This is a genomic window from Microbacterium lacus (assembly GCF_039531105.1).
Lineage (GTDB): Bacteria > Actinomycetota > Actinomycetes > Actinomycetales > Microbacteriaceae > Microbacterium > Microbacterium lacus.
In genome coordinates this window covers 1-504 of record NZ_BAAAPK010000008.1, presented here as the reverse complement: position 1 = coordinate 504, position 504 = coordinate 1, and the positions used below count along the sequence as shown (strand labels likewise).

General features: G+C 32.1%; 1 protein-coding gene. It reads left to right on the top strand.

The window, feature by feature from the left end; translation table 11 throughout:
- Nucleotides 1-70 precede the first annotated feature (70 nt).
- On the top strand, nt 71-361 hold the full coding sequence (locus ABD197_RS16690; RefSeq protein WP_343799778.1) for a hypothetical protein: 291 nt from the start codon (nt 71-73) through the stop codon (nt 359-361).
- The last annotated feature ends 143 nt before the right edge of the window (nt 362-504 follow it).

Here is a 504-nt window from a genome sequence, read left to right as displayed (position 1 = left end):
GTTTCATGCTAGGAATAAAAAGTGGCCTTTTTTAAAAAATTGGAGATAGAAAAATTGGAACCTTCAATTTATGAATGCAGTGTTGGAAAAAATTGGAGGCCTCTTATTGAAAGTCGAGAGATACAAACGTAAAAGTTTAGAGAAAGATTTATATATGAGTTTTTACATATATGATATCAGTGAAAGAGAAATGAAAAAAGAAGTAATAATTGAAGGAGAAACGTACTATATTGAAAGTGAGGATGACCTAGTTAGCATAGTTCATGAGTTAGTCAAAAGAGGGTTTACAGTTAAGGAGATTGCATACGGACTAGGAATCAGTGAGAAAAAGGTCAGGAAATATTTAGAAGACTGTTGGTAAGTTAAGTTTTGTTTTTTTATTTGTAAGTTCTAATTCTCCTTTTTAGAATTTTTATTTTTCTCCTAATTAGCTAAGATTATGCTTAGTTTTTTTCAGTAAGTCGGAGGCCAAGCGGTCTTAGGAAGACAACGGCAATCCGCAAC

Excerpts from the sequence above, each read along its gene's own strand:
- ABD197_RS16690 (WP_343799778.1), top strand. The coding sequence starts at position 71 with ATGAATGCAGTGTTGGAAAAAATTGGAGGCCTCTTATTGAAAGTCGAG.